The sequence below is a fragment of the Segatella paludivivens DSM 17968 = JCM 13650 genome (assembly GCF_000373185.1).
GTDB lineage: Bacteria > Bacteroidota > Bacteroidia > Bacteroidales > Bacteroidaceae > Prevotella > Prevotella paludivivens.
Window position 1 is genome coordinate 92579 of record NZ_KB890630.1, and the last position, 17402, is coordinate 109980.

The following is a 17402-nucleotide window of genomic DNA, read 5'->3' on the forward strand; positions in this document are numbered from 1 at the left end:
TTAATTTTGGTTTTTCCTAATGCAGTCTATGTTAACTGGCGGTAAAGATAGTGCAAGTTAAATACAAATCAAAATATATTTGATTTATTTTATCTATGGTGAATGTTAATCTTATCTATCATGAGTTCGTGATAAACTTAGATCTATAATAAAATATAAATTTCTTGAGAGTTATTTGGAAGTTACATTAAAACAAACTACTTTTGTTCCCGATTGGTAACATAACGATTTATATGAATAAAACAGCAAATACAGAACGTGATAGAGAGGCTACAGAAAACAAATTGATTGTGGCTATCGGACAGATGATTGAAGAAAACGGATTCGAAAAAATCGGTATCAATGCTGTTGCCGCTAAATCTGGAGTATCAAAGATATTGATTTATCGCTACTTTGGTTCTATTGACGGACTCCTTACTGCCTACATACGTAAGAACGATTTTTGGCTTAACTTCCCAAATAAGTTTCCGGAAAAAGAAGGTATACCTGCTTTTCTTAAAAGCGTATTTCATAAAATGGTAATGCAATTAAGAACTAACTCTGTGCTCAGACGCTTATATCGCTGGGAACTATCAAGCAATAATAATATTATTGAAGTGGTGAGACGACAACGCGAAGTAGCTGGTAATGAAATCATTGCTAACATATCTGAAATAATGATGTGCCAACCAAAGAGTCTTGCAGCAATAGCTACGATAATAACATCATCAATAACATATTTAGCTATGCTTGAAAATAATTGCAATGTATATAATGGTATTAGAATTGATCAGGAAACTGGATGGAAACAGATTACAGATGCAATAGACATGATCATTGACAATACTTTTAATTCACTTAAATAAAAATCAAATTCTTTTTTTAGTATTAAAACAGACTTGGGACTTTTGCGTTCGTGGATGTTCCCAAATGGTAACAAAACAAATAACAATTAAACATTGATATGAAAAAGATGGTATTAATTTCTAGTTTACTGCTATTGATAAGCAGTTTCTGGTCGTGCAACAAAGACTTAGTAGAATATAGTCAGGGCGACATTAAGGTAAAGATTGTAGAGGGTGACGAATGGCTTCATGATTTTCCCCTATTTCTTGGCATTAACAAGAAAAATCCACCACAGGTGGCAATATGGCTCGAAGACACTAATGGCAACTACCTCACAACCATATATGCGTCTTACAAGATTGCTCATCAGGCATGGCAAAATGCGAAAGGCAACCGCCGAAAAGAAGCGCTGCCATGTTGGTGTTATGCAAGAGGCGTGAAATATGCCGACGGTTTGTATCTCCCAACAAAAGATCAACCGCTTACGGATGCGATGTCTGGAGCTACACCCCATAAAGGGTTTGACGTGAAGATTACACCAAACAGTAATCTTAAGAAATTCATTGTCAAGGTAGAACTCAACCACTCTATCGACTTTAACGACAGCTATCCAAAGAGTGCTAAAGAGGGTGACGCCAACTATTCTGGAGGAAAAGAAGGCAGCGGACAGCCGGCACTTGTCTATGAGGCAATGGTGGATTTAACCACAGGGCAGAAAACGTTTAATGCACAATTGATTGGGCATAGTAGTCCTGACGGAACTTCAGGAACGATATATAAAGATATGAGCGGAATCACAACAGCGCTTAAAATTGTAAAACAAATAACAGTAACCGTACAATGAAAAAAATAATTCTACTCCTTAGCATCATGCTAACAGGCATTATGACTGTCAATGCCCAAGAAGAATGCAAGATTTCATTCTCTGGATATCTAGGAACAGGACTTGCGATGAGTACTCCCGACCGTACTCCTATCACTATTCATGCAATAGGTTATTATAACATCAGCAACAGATTTTCGGCAGGTGTGGGCACAGGTGTTTCTGTATACGAGAAAACTTTGATTCCTCTATATGCAGATGTGAAATACAAACTTTCATCACCTCGCAAATTTACTCCGTATGCAGAATGTGGATGCGGATATAGTTTTGCACCACAAAAGAATACCAACGGTGGTTTTTATTTCAGTCCAACAATTGGTGTTGAATGGTCGGCCTTCAAAAAGAATAAGGTATTATTTGCTGTTGGTTACGAACTTCAGGAATTTGAAAGACTGAAGCAATTTGAGAATCAATATATGAAGGCTGAATATCAAGAAAGCCTCAGCCATGGTTCCATCGCTTTAAAAGTGGGAATGACATTCTAGGATTGTTTCCCCGCTCAAGATATTGTTCATAATAAGAATTGATAATCATTATCAATAATCTAACCCGTTGACGGAATTAAATGCACATTCATTTAATTACACCAACGGGTTACTTTTATCTCATTGAAAAGATAGACTTACTTCTTGAAAAGATCTTATTCTATTATTTTACAAGAGTAATAGCGCCTTCCGTGTCAAATGTAGTTGAAGAACCTGAGTTGTTCAAATTATAAGATCTGTCAAAGTAAGGTTCTCCACTTTTTTTGTAATGAACAAATGAAGAGAACGTCAGAATGTCTGTACTATTATCTCCCCAATTAATGATTACTTTCTCATTATCCCAGTTATAGTCTCCCATGAATGGACCTATTACAGCATAAGTCTTACCATTGTCAACCGCAATCATCATACCCTTAAAAGGTGCATAATAAGCACGAGTACTTGGTTTAAGTACTGTATTGGCATTCACGCCTAACTTGTAAGTTTTTGACTGGATTGTAATACTAGTGTTGGCAATAAAATCAGGATTATACCCCGGTCCTTTAGAGTCCAGCATGTTATATCCCTCTTTATTAATTACCTCAATATTAAAATAAACAGGTGCGATATCATAAATTATGTCTGAATTACTCTCGTCACTACATGATGATAATACAAGAAGAATTGCCGTTATTACAGGCAAAAAATAGTTTTTTTAGAGTTCATAAATCGTTTTTTTTATGTTATATTTAATTTGTAGTCAATATTGAGAGTTATTACCGTTAGTTAAAATAGATCCTAAAATAGCAACGCCAATAGCTACTATTGCACCTATTATTGATATATACAGTTCCATATTATTATGTAATTAGATTTTTAATAAAATATTTATAAACAACAGTTCATACATTAAAAAGAAATAAACTGTTTTTATCATAGACTACCGTATTTATCCCAATTCTCAGCAGCGAACATTCTCATTCCATCGCCAGGCTGATACAAAGGGTAATAATTTAAATATTCTTTCTCGGCTTCACAAAAATCATTCACTGAAATTATTCCAATATGATGAAGATAAAGTAAACCTATTACGGCAGAACGTGACAGTCCTTGGTTGCAATGCACGAATATTTTAGATTCACTTATATGCTTATCAATAAAGTCAATAGCTTCATCAATAATTTGTTTTGGAATATATTGAGGATTTGGAGCGTCAACTAGATTTAAAATAAGTCTATTTGCCCTATAAGCAAAGAAATACTCAGGACTCTCTTTCGGAGCACCTTTGCCACTATATCCTAACGCCTCTCGGTGATAAGGTTCTTTACAAGCGTGAACAACAAACCATCCATCTTCATATTTAACAATCTGTTCATAATCATCTTGTGAGCCAATATAAAGATTATGTACTATTTCTTTCATCATACCACACTATTATAAGGTCTTTACATCACACTATTATGAATGCACCTCATTATAAGGTCTTTACATCACACTATTATGAATGCACCTCGCAAATATACAAAATATAACAATACGTTGAAACAATTAATTACAGAAATATAGATTTCGGCGACGAGATTCAACAGAAAAGGCGATCTCCAAAGAGTTTATATTCATAACAAAGCAACTTCTTCTTCAAAGAAGTTCTCTCGCCATGGCAAAGTAAACAAGCTTGCTCTGCTCATGACTTAACGAAAACTTTCTTGTAATTTTTTCGGTACACCTTTAGGTGTGTTTTCATTGCAATCTTTTAAAACTTTTGGTCAACATTTTGATAAACATCCTTCTTTTCTGATTTTTTGCCTTTACTAAAGTTAAAGGTGCAGGTTAGCAGGATACGATGAACATCTTCGACCCTCCAGGTTTTTACAGATCCATCCTTATAATAAAGACAAGTTTTATCTTCTCTCCTCTCAAAAGGTTGTACAAATAAGAGGTTTAACTTCAGATAATGATTTACTTTATAAGTCAACTGTGCCAGACTGGTATCGGTAGATTTCGTGAAACCGTTATAGGCAAGACTCTTCCCATTATATACATACTGCACCAAGAAAGCCCATCTTGATGATAAAGTCCAAAAATTCACAATTTGAGCATTGAAACAATACCGGTCCTTACGATAATAAATATTATCAGGAATACTCTGCCTTGATTCGTTAGCGTTCAACTGTATCGTCCACCACCCAAAGAGATCATTAGAATAAGTACACTCTATTCCCTCTTCATGATACTTCTTCAAGTTAAAATAATCTATCAGCGAACCATTCTGATAAGAACTGGCTTCTGATTCGATCATGTTTCTAGACTCTTTATAATAAGGAGAAAATGATAAATAGGAATTTCCTCTGGAATAACTATATTCTAGAGACAATTTACTATTTTTCTCAGGTTTCAATGTTGGTGTTCCCTTGGAATACATATTAGGTCTTTCTTCTCTCAAAAAAGGTAGCAGCTCCCAAAGAGTTGGTTCATAAATGTTTGAAGAATAACCAAGAACGAGATTGTTTTCTTTCCATGAATAAGTCAGCACAGCTTTAGGATACAAGTTAAAGCTTTTTACTTTTATTCCATTCTGAAATAAACGGCGGTAATTATAAAGACTGATACCAGCATTCAGAGAAAGAGCTTCACTAAAATTAATACTCGCTTCACTGTAAGCTGAAAATGAATTGCCATCATATTTATCCGAACTTATGTTATCGCCATATCCATATCTTCCATTATTTCTGACATAGTAATACTTTATGCCAGAATTGAGCTCTAAGTTCTTGTTAAAATGGGTAACACAGTCAAAATTAGACTTGTAAGTTTCCTTCAAAGCTTTCTGATAAATAGTGCTAATCGGCTGAAAATAATGATCCCAATCATCTACATCTTCATTATTATAGCTCACATCAAGTTGCATCGTGTTCACAGAGTCAGTATAGGTTGCATACGCCTTATAATTCTGGGTATTATAATGTTCATGATAAAAATCATAATTTGGCATAGACACATCTTCATATTTTTTATTCTTACTTTCTCTAAAGATATCCCAGTAACCCTCTGCTCCTATTTGAACTTTTGTTGACGGATGATAGGTGTAGCCGGCAAAGAATTCATTATTATTGAATTTATAGGGATCTACCTTAATATGAGAAATTGAATCTGTCGCTCTACCCACTTTTGAAATATCAGTAGTTTCATGTTCTGCAAAATTCCTATAATTAAACTGATAATAAAGAAGAAAGGAACTTTTACCTTTTTCCAGATTCATATTCAGTTTGGAATCATACCATGACTTATCAAAAGATACTTTAGGTTTAAACTGCAATGTTATTCCATCTATTCTCTTGGTAATAAGATTTATAACCGCAGTATAATCTTCACTGGCATACCGACTCGGTACATGATAACTGACAATAACTTTTTGTACAGAGCCAGAAGGTATGAGATCAAGTAGACTCTGATGCGAAATTTTCACGCCATCCTTCAAGATTAAAACATTACTACTTCCTTTGACATAAACATTACTATTTACATCCACAAAAACAGAAGGTATTCTTTCGAGAATTTCGGAAGTCAAATCACACTTTTTCCTCATTTCATCTGTGACCAGATATTCCAGATTCTGACGATTTTTCACTTTGGTTCTCATAGCCCTGACATTAACCTGCGAAAGATTATAGCCATTAGGCTGAAGCATTATACATATATTGTCAGTTGGTCCTGTAGTTAGAATCTGTTTGAAATAGCAAATATGAGTAATTTTCAAGATGTACTTCTCTCCAGATTTATAATTATCCTGTGATAGAGAAAAATTTCCAAGAGAATCTGTCACCACACCTCCCAGAAATGTAGAATCAGGACCTAACAAAGAGACATTCACGAATTCAACAGGACGACGAGTCTCTGCATCCAGAACACGTCCAGAAATTGGTATACTTTGCTGAGCATGCGCATTGATAGCCATTAGCGTCAAAATCATGAATGCAAAATATTTCTTTAATATATTCAATAGCATAATTTAGTTAAATCATTAATTTGAATAGAAGGCACGAAACAATATACCTTTAATTTGTTCCTTCTATCTCAAGTCGTAGAAAATCTAATTGGATTAGATAATATTTGTATATCACAGTCTAGATTTTCATTGCGCTTTTTAATCATTTTTTATGATACCCGCTAAATCAAATGTTTTAAGATTTAACTGTATGCACAAGGCGATGTTACCGTCTTTGACCTTTCTTCTGCAGACAACATTCTTTTCATGCCACTAAGCATACAAAGCTTAGCTTTTAGTGATTTTATTTCCATTGTTTTTAGTTTTAAAATTACGGCGATTTAATTTAATCACCATCATTCTGTGCAATCATTCATAAATGGTATTTAAATGCCCCAATTTAGATTACAGTTTAAGACATACAAATGTATATAAAAATGAATTTAATCTATCTTATCCGCTATCCTTTTAAACTACGATAACACATTTTAAACACGGATAAGACTATTGAGACATTTTTTTATAAACGTTATACGATATTGTCTTTCAATCATAATACAAAAAATCCATTGTATTGTCTCTGCATCAGAATTCTCTACCGATATCCCTTTCAGAGCACCGTTTGCAGCTATTGTTCTAACACCTTTACAAGCATTACAAATTCACCTTTGTTTAATAAATAGATGCCACTCAACTTATATAGCACTAATACTATTTCCTAGTTATAATTTCTTTTCAAATAAATAAAATAATCCTTTTCTCCATTGTGCATTTCCAACTTTCCTATATCCTAGTTTTTCATACATTTTTAATGAAAATGGATTTTCAGAAAATGCGTCTAGTCTTATCGAACAGAACCCCTGTTCTTTTAATAGACTTTCTATCAACATCATAGCATGGTATCCTATTTTTTGATTTTGATATTCATGAGCAACGCACAACCTGTGGACTACAGCATAGTTGTCATCTTCAAAGTGTCCGTTGGCATATTCCTCATCCGTCTCCTGATTAATGACAACTGCGCCAAGTAAATGATCTTCGCTTATTATTTTATGGAGTTCTCGTTTTTCTATATCTTCTTTTAAAGTAAGCTCATTCGGATAAATCTCATCCCACTGATAGATGCCTATACGATTCAGGTTATCTATAGCATCTCTGTACATCTTTGAGATTTGTATCAAATCATTTATTCCTGCTTTTATTATTTCCATAAATAAATATTTTTAGTTTATAACAGTCTTTTCGCATTCAACATTTGGGACTTGAATATCTGACGTCGTTACTTTCTTCTACCAGAAGTGAATATATATCAACCATAAAATACAACTTTAGCTTATTTTGACAATAGCAATATATATGTGCTCATTCTATTCCACAAATTATATTCTGTACTAAGGCTACAAACATGCAGCCTTGACCGAAGCTCCTTGGGAAGGTGTTACTTCTCATCATTAGACAAAGTTATACAACATTTTGTGAACCTCCAAAATATTCCTGAGATAATTTATGATACTTCTTCGTAAGTTTATAAAATTATGTCATTTATTCTTTTCTTGCTATGTTTTGTCTATTATCATATGGACAAATGACAATAGAAGGCAAAGTCGTCAACAAAACAGGACTCCCAATAGCCTATGCAGATATAGGACTAGAAAAAAGGGCAAAAATATTACATAAGTTTACGACTAGTAGATGAAAAAAGTGACGGACATATCTCTTTCCCACTATATATGAAACATAATCTTGTTAGAGACTATACAAATGGTAATAGACATAGTATACCTGTAGGGTTGAGTTTTAGCGTAATCGGAAAAGAAATACTATAAAATGATTTTCTGATATGTTAGCAACTTCTATTCAAAGTATTCATATTGAGTAATAAAGAATTCTTCTATTTGACTTATCAAATCAATATGTGTCTCTCGCTGATCACGCTGATAACCGCCCCCCCATAAATCCAATAATCCAAACGAAATTCTCTGCGAAATAATGCAGCTTGCTGCATTCCTCTGCGTCCTCTGCGGTATCTGCGAGAGAATATTCATGCAAGAGTACTCAAGCTATCACAGGGAAACCACAATGTCTCCCGCTGATCTCGCTGATTTACGCAGACAAAACCCTAATAACTACAACAACTACAAGCTGTCTTTCTCTGCGAAATAATACAGCTAAGCTGTATTCCTCTGCGTGATCTGCGCCATCTGCGGGAGAATATTCACACAAGAGTACTCAAGCTATCACCAAAGAAGCCCCAATGTATCTCGCAAATTTACACAGACAAAACCCCAAAACCACACGAACTACAACATATCTTTCTCTGCGAAATAATACAGCTAAGCTGTATTCCTCTGCGTGATCTGCGTAATCTGCGGGAGAAAATTCACGCAAGAGTACTCAAGCTATCAACAAAGAAGCCCCAATGTATCTCGCAAATTTACGCAGATAAAACCCAAAAACCACACGAACTACAAAATATCTTTCTCTGCGAAATAATGCAGCTTGCTGCATTCCTCTGCGTGATCTGCGTAATCTGCGGGAGAATATTCACGCAAGAGTACTCAATCAATCACCAAAGAAAGTATCCCAATGTATCTCGCTGATTTACGCAGGCGCCCCCCAATAAATCCAATAATCCAAACGAAATTCTCTGCGAAATAATGCAGCTCTGCTGTATTCCTCTGCGTAATCTGCGCTATCTGCGGGAGAATATTCACACAAGAGTACTCAAGCTATCTACAAAGAAACCACTTATGCGACTTATTTGTAATTTTTCAGTACTTATTTATGTGTGTTTTCGAAAGCGTTATAACTTTGTTATTCTGGAAAATTCGACATCTCTGGATTATGACACGATATAAATATCATTCAGTTGCTTCTCAAGTAAATCAGGAATCATTGTATCATCAAAAGTTGCACAATTATAAAATAAATTCTTTATCTTTAACTTGCTTTCAATTATGATTGATGAACAGATAGAATGCATTACACTAGATATCGTTCGATCAAATAAGAAATGTCCCTGCATTAACTTGTAAGCATCTTGATCATTACAATTATATCTACAGAAAACAATATCAGCAGCCTTCATAGCTTTTTCATATTTGTCGAAAAGAGGCTTTAAAGTATTATCATTATGATATTCATCAGAGAATGATGTAAAATCTTCACTATAAGTATTATTGCGGAATTTAAGCGAATTCACGACCCTTTTAAAATCCATGATAGTAAAATCAGAACATGTATTGCTTATAATGGATTCGTTTTTTGCCGCTACAAATAAAAGCAACAAATCATATATCGAAAAAGACAACTGCTCTAAGAAATTCTGATAATCGAAAGAGGAATCATTCTTGGTTAATTCTTTTTCTATTTTTGAAAGATTATCAGGATGACACAATACATTTTCAATAGAGTAATAAACCGTGTTTATAATATATTTATCATCACGTAGTGTATTGGTGTATACATGATAATTATCTATTACCAAATCATAATCAGCATCCACACATATAATAAAATTCTCGCATAATTGAGAAGCCCATTTCATCAAAGCATCCTTCCCATTATGCGTAGTAGTTGCGCCTTTACTATCTATTACTTTGTTAGTTGCAATACTAAAATTATATTTGTTATATTTGGAAAGTATTCTTTTCCAAAATTCGATATCATCATCACCTTCGACAAGGACTTTTACTGGTATTAGAGTATTCTGTTCTCTGAAGTATTTTGTATTATAAATATAATCTTTAGTTATATATTCTTTTAATTCCATCAAAACAGATTATTTACTAGTCGTTATCTTATCCATTTCTGTAACCATTTGTCCCCATCCATTAAGCAATATACCAGGAGAATGAGTAGTCATAATTATCTGACAATTTGGATTAAGTTTTTCTATATTTTCCAAAAGAGTCTCTTGCCACTCAATATTTAAAGAGATCTCTGGTTCATCCATTAATAAGATATATTCCTTATTGACTTCTAACAGTACAGTAAGCATTATAATAAGATATTGCTTTTCTCCAGAAGACAATTGTTTTACACCTATTTTCTTCTCCTTATTTGTAATAAATTCCAACTCATTAGATTTCTCATTTATTTGTTTTCCTGAGAACGAAAAAGCTTCATTTATTATTTTCACAAAAAGATCCTTAGCTTTATTAATTTTACTCAGTCTCTCTAAATCAATTTTATTTTCTTCCTGTATCGTTTTTGTTATTTCTACAGATAGATTATAAAGATAATGTCCATATCCACTTACAAGTTTATCAAGCTTCAGATCAAGCAAATTTCCATTCGCCATTCTGTCAAATGTCGCTATTTTATCTATAAGCACAAGATCTCTGAAATCATCATTACCTAGCTCTATATCATCCTTTGTTGCAACATACTCATGTACAATTATAGGGACAGGCTTATCCTTTTTGGTAACATTATTAGATACTATATAATTTCCATCCTCTCTCGAATATGTATATTTATAGCCATCTGTAAAGTTAATACGAAGGCTTGAAATATGCTTATTTTTATCAATAGATTCTGTTTCTTTTATATGAGTATATATAGTGTCCAATATTGTAGATTTAAAAGAACCATTCCGTCCTGCCAAGATATTCACATCGTGGGCAGTATTAGCATTCAAATTCCAATGAAAATCATATTCATCGAAAAGTCCTTCTATCATAAGTTCTTTTATCTTCATAATTTATAACTCATTATATAGTAATAAATAATTTTATTTTCAGATTACAAATGTAATCAAAAAACTTATCATAATCAATATTTCATTAGAATATTTATTATCCGATTACAAAAAGATGCCTACTCTTCACGATAAATTATCATTAGGAATGTGTGTTTTCATGCACACTTTTAAAACGTTGAGCGTTGTTTATTTCCTTTGTCTCCTTAATTTATTATATGAATATCTAGCTGCACTCAATATAGTTAAAGTAAACTTGACTCTGTATTCGTTTGCAAGATATTTAAATTCTTTCAATATCTAGCTACACTCAACATAGTTCAAGTAAACGTGACTCTGTATTCGTTTGCAAGATATTTAAATTCTTTCAATACCTAGCTGCACTCAACATAGTTCAAGTAAACTTGACTCTGTATTCGTTTGCAAGATATTTAAATTCTTTCAATATCTAGCTGCACTCAACATAGTCCAAGTAAACTTGACTCTGTATTCGTTTGCAAGATATTTTCGTGAGAACGGTCGTTTATTATATAACCAGTCTTGCACGAGCACCATTCATCTGCGTCATCTTCATGCAAGAGTACTCAAGCTATCACAGGGAAACCACAATGTCTCCCGCTGATCTCGCAGATTCACGCAGACGAACCCCCAAACCACACGAACTACAAAATATCTTTCTCTGCGAAATAATGCAGCTTTGCTGCATTCCTCTGCGTAATCTGCGCTATCTGCGGGAAAATAATCACGCAAGAGTACTCAAGCTATCACAGAGAAACCACAATGTCTCTCGCTGATCTCGCAGATTTACGCAGACAAAACCCTAATAACTACAACAACTACAAACTGTCTTTCTCTGCGAAATAATGCAGCTTGCTGTATTCCTCTGCGTAATCTGCGCTATCTGCGGGAGAATATTCACACAAGAGTACTCAAGCTATCAACAAAGAAGCCCCGCTGATCTCGCTGATTTACGCAGACAAAGCCCTAATAACTACAACAACTACAAACTGTCTTTCTCTGCGAAATAATGCAGCTTGCTGCATTCCTCTGCGTGATCTGCGCTATCTGCGGGAGAATATTCACACAAGAGTACTCAAGCTATCACCAAAGAAGCCCCAATGTATCTCGCAAATTTACACAGACAAAACCCCAAAACCACACGAACTACAATATATCTTTCTCTGCGAAATAATGCAGCTCTGCTGTATTCCTCTGCGTAATCTGCGCTATCTGCGGGAGAATAATCACACAAGAGTACTCAAGCTATCTACAAAGAAGCCCCGCTGATCTCGCTGATTTACGCAGACAAAGCCCTAATAACTACAACAACTACAAACTGTCTTTCTCTACGACGTCCGAATCCTGTATTTTTCAACAGAACACTTGCATAGTTATGAAAAATTTATTACCTTTGCGTCACTAACTGGTCTTGGAAAACGAAAAATCTAAAAATGTTTGAAAAAACATACATAACATACATTCTAGGGTTAAATCGTTTATAATCAGCACGTTTACTTATGTATGATATAGGCATATCATACATGTTTCATACATGAATCATACATGGTCCTCAACCGATTTCTACGACAAAACAGAAAACATAATTAATTCACAAAATGAAAACATCAATAACCCGAAAAGAAAAGGGTGAAATATTCTTTACAAGAATAGAACTAAAGACTATCTACGAAAACATTACATCTGGCAAATATGCCGATGAAGTAAACAAGGTAAGAGAGGATTTTCCACTCACATTCCTTCACAATGGACCAAAATTCAACGAACTTGATTCTGTGAAAAAAGCTAGAAACATTTGTTTCACCGCCGAATGGAAAAAGACAGAAGGACAAACCGTCATTGATAACTTCAATGGACTTATTCTCCTTGAGATTAATCGACTTGCTGATGAAGATGAAGCTAAAAAAACACGTGACATGGCGGCACAAATCCCTTACACACTGATGACTTTCGTGGGAATAACAGGTTGCTCTGTGAAAATAGTTTGTCGGGCAACAATGCCTGATGGCAAACTACCCGATGAAGACAAACAGACTTTCATCACCGAAGCCTACCGTAAACTGCATTATATCTATAGCACTCAACTGCAGATGTCAATAGACAAAATTCCACCGACGCTGGAATCCTCATGCTGCGTGTCTGTAGACCCCGAAGCAATTATTCATGAGGATGCAATACCACTGGTGATAACAGGTAATGAACTAACGCCAAATCTCAAACCGCTAGTTATGCCACAAAAAGCTATTGAACTACCGATCTTCAATGAAAGGACAAAGTTGCAGACGAATCAGATGCTTTTTCATTATTGCTTCATGGATGCACTCAATAAGATACGTCTTGATGATGAGGAATACAAAGTTCACAATTTCCTCAACACCCTTGCTAAATACTGTCACGAATCCGGACTTCCAATGGGAATGTGTGTCAAACTCACAAAGTATAACTCTGAGTTCGGTAGTGATGAACTTCTTGTGGAAAACATCTTCATGGAAGCATATCATAAGGAAATAGAAAAATTCTATCCAGAAAAGCATCTTTCAAAAGTTCAACTCATGGCATTTAAGCAAGAGGCATTTATGAATACCTTCTATGAATTCCGCAAAAATATCATTTCTGGGAAAAACGAATTCAGATATAAGGATGGCTACGAATATTCTTTCCGACCAATGGAAAAGGAAGATAGATACACCATGACACTGAAAGCATTGAAAATGGGACTTGAATCATGGGACAAAGACCTTGACCGTTATCTTGACTCTACACTCATACCCTCTTACGACCCTATCAACGACTATCTTGTTAACCTTCCAAAATGGGATGGAAAAGACCGTGTAGATGAGTTTGCAAGAAGAATACCAACTGATAATGCCGATTTTACACATAACTTCCATGTTTGGATGCTTTCAATGGTTGCCCATTGGATGGGACGAACTCAGAAACAGGCAAATGCCATAGTTCCACTATTCATCGGTACTCAGGGATGTGGAAAAAGTTCTTTCTGCTCAATCATTCTGCCGCCTGAACTTCAGGAATTTTACAATGACCGCATCAACTTCAAGAACGACACATCTATGTTTATGGGCCTCACCAATACGGCATTGATAAATATCGACGAGTTTGATTCTGTTAGTTCTGGCAAGCAACCGCTTTTGAAATACCTTATTTCAACTCCTACGGTTAGAATGCGAATGCCATATCAGGCAAGCATCTCCAATCGCCGACGCTATGCCAGTTTCGTGGCAACAACCAACAATGTAAAACCGCTAAAGGATCTAACCGGTAGCCGTCGTTATCTATGTATTGAAGTAAATGGCAACATAGATTTCACCACTCCCGTAGAATACAATCAACTCTATGCTCAACTAGTTGCAGAAATTGCTTCTGGTGAACGATATTTCTTCAACTCCGACGAGAATATGAAGATCATGGAAGATAACAAACCGTTTGTTGAAATAACAGATATCGAACCAATCATTGACAGTTTGTTCCGTGTGCCGAAGCCTGGCGAGACACCACAAGAATTGTCTCTTCCTGAAATTATAAACATCATAAAGACATATTATAAGTTGATAGCTTACGACCGCAAGACACTCGCAAATCTAGGACGCCTGTTGTCTAACCGTGGATTTGAAGCAAGAAGAGTAACTGTTGGTATGAAATACAAAGTTATAGTAACGGTATAATCAACCAGCGCAACGAAAATAGAATCACCTTTTTCGTTGCGCCTTTGAGTGATAAGGCCCATATTACTCAACAGCGTATGTAGGTTTGCAGAGTAATAAGGCCCTTATTACTCTATTTCATGTATGTTTTTAGACTATCATACATAAGCTAACAAACTGAACAACAAATCGTTACTCGAAAACATGTAGGATATTGAATTTTTTAATCTAAAAAAAAATAATTTTATGGCAATACAATGCACATTGGAGAAGTCAAGAACTGACGAAAAATATTTCGCAAGAGCTAGAAAGACTGGTAAAGTCGGTATGAAAGAAATTGCCGAAGAGATACAAAAGAACTGCTCTGCCACATGCAGCGACGTGACTTTGGTATTGACAGAGTTCATGGATGTAATCCGCGACCACCTTCTTAATGGAGAAGAAGTCACAGTAGAGGGTTTCGGCAGTTTTCACATAAGAGTAACAAGTGACTCCGTGGAAAATCCAGCCGACTTCAAAAAATCAAACATCAAAGGTGTCAACCTCAATTTTCGCCAGGAAGCCAAGCGAGATGCAGTTACATGGAAGCTAACACATAGTTTAACAGACAATGCCACTATAGAAATTCGATAAAAGCTTTAGTTCTTCGAGCAGATCTTACGAGAAGCTTACGTACGAAAATAAAAACTATCTTAACTATAATATATCAAAAGCCTATTATAGTATGATGAGTTTATAATTACTTCTTTCTACAGAAACAGCTCCAACAAAAAGAACACGTTACATTTTTTTTATTATATTTGCAACGTACAATATGACTATAGGTATAGAAAAACAATAAATGAGGAAACACCCCATTCGTATAGTAATCTAAAACTTAAAATATGTCTAAGTTTGCATTAAAAGCTCTTGGTGGCGAGAGTGGAAAGTTTTTGAGCCATGCAAAAAATGAAGTTTGGTTACAAACAGGTAATCAAGGTGTTGGTGAAGTTTTCAACATCATAGAATTGCCAAAAGGCAGAGTTGCATTAGAATGTCTTGGGAAAGAAAAAGGTAAATACCTCTCACACACATTAGCAAAACTTTTATTACAAGATGGCATCCAAGGTGAAGGAGAGGAATGGATTTGCGTTGATAAAGGCAATGAAAACGCTACATTTGAATGCGTAGGCAAAGAAACAGGTCTATATTTATCACACGCTCTAGATCAGATGTGGTTACAACGCGGCTGTCAAGGAGAAGGTGAGCTATGGGCTAAAGAAAGACCGTAAGACCTCTAACTAAAAATAATAGCCTTTCATTATTAGTGAAAGGCTATTATTTAAAGAAATTCAGTTTCTTCTTTAAAGAATATCGGCTGTTATATATGGTCTATACAGCACATCCAATTGTTATCAGTTTACAATCAGTGAAAGCCTTAATTCCGTGCTTTATTCCAGCCCCGTGTGATGTCTTCACATCATTAATTTCATTTATGTTTTTGATTATATATCCCATTATGGAATCATATAGCCGACATCATAATCATCTGGTCTATCAAACATTCCATCTTTCATATACTTGTACAATCCGGTCAACTGCCATATATCTCTTTTTCTCAATTCTGCCAACGGAACGATTTTACGTTCAGTCCATTTCGGTTGACATTTCTGCATATAGAATGTAAGTTCTTCTAATTCTATCGAATCTTTGTTTTCCACCATTGTCTTCACGAAATCGTATAGTTCTGGATCAGGAGAATCATAATAATCAGGTTTTTTCACAAGCCAAGCTTCCAACTTAGCAATCGTTGCTTTTTTCATTTTGTATTATTTGTTTTTAATTATACAAAGGTACGGTTTTTTGACCACCTATACAAGCTATATGCTTGTTGAATATTACACAATACCATATTGATATTCATGATTATATTTTACATAATATTGGTAACTTCCTGATGATTAGTCATATATAAGCAAACAAAAAAATATAATTATACTATTTTTTCTCATAAAATAATATATTCAAACTCTGATATAATAAAAACGAAACAGTAATTTTGCACGAATGTTTACTATAAATCTGTGCAGAGAAATATCTACCAACTGTTCTATTTTAGAAGGGTAAAATCTTAACTTTATCTAAATACAAATATTGAATTTTAATTCTTTCAACAAACAGAATTAAAACTGATATTATAAAATACTGCGCACATAAAGAATAACACTGTGACATCCTAAACCTCATCTTAATATTTACTCAGTAAAGTGAAGCATAATAAATTTAATTAGGAGTATTGACAATAAACTTGCTGCTAAGTGCACATTAGAGAAATCTATTGTAAACACTCCTAAAAAAGGGGGTTAGTTAATCAACTTAATTTCAAAACCAAAGGTGACCCCGTAAATTCATAAAGTGCAATTTCACTAGAATTTGGATCATAGATAACATGCTCATCGGCAATTATTGTCTTGCCTAGTATGGCATGGGCTTTAATCCAGACCTCATCACCAGCAGGAATATTAAGAGTATGTAAATCAAATGATTCAGTTTTTGAGATTTGACATAGAGCGCTCCATCCACTTTCACCACCGTTCCAAACCACTTTAAACTCCATAACAAAACCTGCAAGATTTTCGCAGTTAATTTTAGAAACTTTTTTCATAATCTTGAAATTTAGATTAAACCTGTGCACGCGATTTAGATTAATTACGGACTAGGATTCTCCTCTTCCATATTATTTTCTATATTCATTTAGCANTACTAAGTATGTTGCAAATATAATATTTATTTAAAAAATTGTTATTCACGAAAATTAAATATCAAAAGTGGCTCTAGCTATAAGTGTCTCTAATAGATCTATAAGTATATCATTAACAATTAC

Annotated in this window: 15 protein-coding genes; 6 read left to right on the forward strand and 9 right to left on the reverse strand. The window is 34.5% G+C overall.

The window, feature by feature from the left end; all coding sequences use genetic code 11:
• Positions 1–233: 233 nt before the first annotated feature.
• From B045_RS0103035 to B045_RS0103045, 3 genes are all read left to right on the forward strand, one after another.
• The gene (locus B045_RS0103035) at positions 234–845 is read left to right on the forward strand and encodes a TetR/AcrR family transcriptional regulator (RefSeq protein WP_018462799.1); all 612 of its coding nucleotides are present in this window, start codon (positions 234–236) and stop codon (positions 843–845) included.
• 98 nt (positions 846–943) lie between these two features.
• Positions 944–1669, forward strand: coding sequence for a hypothetical protein (locus B045_RS0103040; protein WP_018462800.1), 726 nt, complete (start codon positions 944–946; stop codon positions 1667–1669).
• Positions 1666–2193: a hypothetical protein gene (locus tag B045_RS0103045; RefSeq protein ID WP_025883765.1), complete on the forward strand. Its 528-nt coding sequence runs from the start codon at positions 1666–1668 to the stop codon at positions 2191–2193. The genes B045_RS0103040 and B045_RS0103045 overlap by 4 nt, the downstream gene beginning before the upstream one ends.
• Positions 2194–2356: 163 nt before the next feature.
• On the opposite strand, the gene B045_RS0103050 is transcribed toward B045_RS0103045, so the two are convergent.
• From B045_RS0103050 to B045_RS0103080, 6 genes are all read right to left on the reverse strand, one after another.
• A complete protein-coding gene (locus B045_RS0103050) occupies positions 2357–2875 on the reverse strand; it encodes a hypothetical protein (protein WP_018462802.1) in 519 nt (172 codons plus the stop codon).
• A 230-nt stretch (positions 2876–3105) separates the two neighbouring features.
• Entirely contained in the window at positions 3106–3597 is a 492-nt protein-coding gene (locus tag B045_RS0103055; RefSeq protein ID WP_018462803.1) for a dual specificity protein phosphatase family protein, read from the reverse strand.
• 328 nt (positions 3598–3925) lie between these two features.
• Complete coding sequence (locus tag B045_RS0103060; RefSeq protein ID WP_154650087.1) at positions 3926–6142, reverse strand: TonB-dependent receptor; 2217 nt, start codon at positions 6140–6142, stop codon at positions 3926–3928.
• 737 nt (positions 6143–6879) lie between these two features.
• Complete coding sequence (locus tag B045_RS0103065; RefSeq protein WP_018462805.1) at positions 6880–7368, reverse strand: GNAT family N-acetyltransferase; 489 nt, start codon at positions 7366–7368, stop codon at positions 6880–6882.
• A gap of 1631 nt (positions 7369–8999) precedes the next feature.
• Complete coding sequence (locus B045_RS0103075; protein WP_018462807.1) at positions 9000–9929, reverse strand: DUF4435 domain-containing protein; 930 nt, start codon at positions 9927–9929, stop codon at positions 9000–9002.
• Positions 9930–9938: 9 nt separating this feature from the next.
• Positions 9939–10859 (reverse strand): AAA family ATPase, encoded by a 921-nt coding sequence (locus B045_RS0103080; RefSeq protein ID WP_018462808.1) that lies wholly within the window; start codon positions 10857–10859, stop codon positions 9939–9941.
• 1616 nt (positions 10860–12475) lie between these two features.
• Between B045_RS0103080 and B045_RS0103085 the strand changes: the two genes are divergently transcribed.
• The 3 genes from B045_RS0103085 (at position 12476) to B045_RS0103095 (ending at position 15810) form a co-directional block, all read left to right on the forward strand.
• A complete protein-coding gene (locus B045_RS0103085) occupies positions 12476–14560 on the forward strand; it encodes a VapE domain-containing protein (RefSeq protein WP_018462809.1) in 2085 nt (694 codons plus the stop codon).
• A gap of 225 nt (positions 14561–14785) precedes the next feature.
• Entirely contained in the window at positions 14786–15172 is a 387-nt protein-coding gene (locus B045_RS14195; protein ID WP_018462810.1) for an HU family DNA-binding protein, read from the forward strand.
• Between the two features lie 251 nt (positions 15173–15423).
• On the forward strand, positions 15424–15810 hold the full coding sequence (locus B045_RS0103095) for a hypothetical protein (RefSeq protein WP_018462811.1): 387 nt from the start codon (positions 15424–15426) through the stop codon (positions 15808–15810).
• Between the two features lie 100 nt (positions 15811–15910).
• On the opposite strand, the gene B045_RS15750 is transcribed toward B045_RS0103095, so the two are convergent.
• From B045_RS15750 to B045_RS0103110, 3 genes are all read right to left on the reverse strand, one after another.
• The gene (locus B045_RS15750; protein WP_018462812.1) at positions 15911–16036 is read right to left on the reverse strand and encodes a hypothetical protein; all 126 of its coding nucleotides are present in this window, start codon (positions 16034–16036) and stop codon (positions 15911–15913) included.
• On the reverse strand, positions 16036–16341 hold the full coding sequence (locus B045_RS0103105) for a hypothetical protein (RefSeq protein ID WP_018462813.1): 306 nt from the start codon (positions 16339–16341) through the stop codon (positions 16036–16038). Before B045_RS0103105 ends, B045_RS15750 begins: the two co-directional genes overlap by 1 nt.
• A 548-nt stretch (positions 16342–16889) precedes the next feature.
• The gene (locus tag B045_RS0103110) at positions 16890–17183 is read right to left on the reverse strand and encodes a hypothetical protein (protein WP_018462814.1); all 294 of its coding nucleotides are present in this window, start codon (positions 17181–17183) and stop codon (positions 16890–16892) included.
• Positions 17184–17402: the final 219 nt, after the last annotated feature.

What these genes read in the sequence shown, in the direction of transcription:
- B045_RS0103060 (WP_154650087.1), bottom strand. Translation starts at nt 6,142, where the DNA reads ATGATTTTGACGCTAATGGCTATCAATGCGCATGCTCAGCAAAGTATA.
- B045_RS0103085 (WP_018462809.1), top strand. Translation starts at nt 12,476, where the DNA reads ATGAAAACATCAATAACCCGAAAAGAAAAGGGTGAAATATTCTTTACA.
- B045_RS0103065 (WP_018462805.1), bottom strand. Translation starts at nt 7,368, where the DNA reads ATGGAAATAATAAAAGCAGGAATAAATGATTTGATACAAATCTCAAAG.
- B045_RS0103040 (WP_018462800.1), top strand. Translation starts at nt 944, where the DNA reads ATGAAAAAGATGGTATTAATTTCTAGTTTACTGCTATTGATAAGCAGT.
- B045_RS0103095 (WP_018462811.1), top strand. Translation starts at nt 15,424, where the DNA reads ATGTCTAAGTTTGCATTAAAAGCTCTTGGTGGCGAGAGTGGAAAGTTT.
- B045_RS0103055 (WP_018462803.1), bottom strand. Translation starts at nt 3,597, where the DNA reads ATGATGAAAGAAATAGTACATAATCTTTATATTGGCTCACAAGATGAT.
- B045_RS15750 (WP_018462812.1), bottom strand. Translation starts at nt 16,036, where the DNA reads ATGGGATATATAATCAAAAACATAAATGAAATTAATGATGTGAAGACA.
- B045_RS0103080 (WP_018462808.1), bottom strand. Translation starts at nt 10,859, where the DNA reads ATGAAGATAAAAGAACTTATGATAGAAGGACTTTTCGATGAATATGAT.
- B045_RS0103110 (WP_018462814.1), bottom strand. Translation starts at nt 17,183, where the DNA reads ATGAAAAAAGTTTCTAAAATTAACTGCGAAAATCTTGCAGGTTTTGTT.
- B045_RS0103105 (WP_018462813.1), bottom strand. Translation starts at nt 16,341, where the DNA reads ATGAAAAAAGCAACGATTGCTAAGTTGGAAGCTTGGCTTGTGAAAAAA.
- B045_RS0103045 (WP_025883765.1), top strand. Translation starts at nt 1,666, where the DNA reads ATGAAAAAAATAATTCTACTCCTTAGCATCATGCTAACAGGCATTATG.
- B045_RS0103075 (WP_018462807.1), bottom strand. Translation starts at nt 9,929, where the DNA reads ATGGAATTAAAAGAATATATAACTAAAGATTATATTTATAATACAAAA.
- B045_RS0103035 (WP_018462799.1), top strand. Translation starts at nt 234, where the DNA reads ATGAATAAAACAGCAAATACAGAACGTGATAGAGAGGCTACAGAAAAC.
- B045_RS14195 (WP_018462810.1), top strand. Translation starts at nt 14,786, where the DNA reads ATGGCAATACAATGCACATTGGAGAAGTCAAGAACTGACGAAAAATAT.